Origin of the sequence: Mesorhizobium sp. M7A.F.Ca.US.005.03.2.1 (genome assembly GCF_003997795.1) — a bacterium.
GTDB lineage: Bacteria > Pseudomonadota > Alphaproteobacteria > Rhizobiales > Rhizobiaceae > Mesorhizobium > Mesorhizobium ciceri.
The window spans coordinates 1-821 of record NZ_RZRP01001422.1 but is presented as its reverse complement, the minus strand read 5'-3'; the positions used below and the strand labels follow the sequence as shown (position 1 = coordinate 821).

Here is an 821-nt window from a genome sequence, read left to right as displayed (position 1 = left end):
GAGGCCGCCTCGACGACCCGGATCTGCAACGGCGGCACGACGACGAAGATGAGCAGGCCCCACAGGAAGACGATGCCGATGGCAACGCTGGCGATTGCGCCGAACTGCCTGAATCCAACGAAAAGCAGGGCCATCAGCAGCAGGGTGCCGATCACTGTCGGCATCAGTTTCCAGTCGGCCAGTCTGCCGCCGATGATGTTGCCGATGGTCATGCCCGCGCCGAACAGCAGCAGAACCCACGTGACTGCCGAGGTCGACAAGCCCGATACCTCGGTGAGGTAGGGTTTGATGTAGGTGAAGACGGTGAACAGGCTTGCGGAGGTCAGCGCCGCGATCAGCATGGCCAGCCAGACCTGCAGCTTGCCCAGCACGCGCAGCTCGCCGCGCAGGCCGCCACCGCTTGGCTCGGCGACATCGGACGGCACCAACCAGGCGATCGCTGCCACCGAGATCAGGCCGATACCGACCACGGCAACGAAGGTGGAGCGCCAGCCGAACGCTTCGCCAAGTGCGGTTCCGGCGGGAACACCCAGGATGTTGGACAGCGTCAGCCCGGCGAACATCAGCGCGATAGCGCTGGCGCGCTTGTTGCGCGGCACCAGGCTGGCGGCAACGACCGAGCCGATGCCGAAGAAGGCGCCGTGGCCGAAAGCGGTGAAGACGCGCGCGGCCATCAGCGTCCAGTAGTTGGGCGAGATGGCGCAAAACAGATTGCCGACGACGAACAGCACGGCCAGCCCGACCAGCACCGGCTTGCGCGGCAAATGCGCAGTGGCCATGGCGACGATCGGGGCGCCGAAGACGACGCCCAGCGCATATCC

General features: G+C 65.9%; 1 protein-coding gene. It reads right to left on the bottom strand.

Annotation, left to right across the window (positions count from 1 at the left end; genetic code table 11):
• On the bottom strand, positions 1-821 hold an 821-nt coding region (locus EN991_RS38230; RefSeq protein ID WP_164769760.1), incomplete at both ends, for an MFS transporter.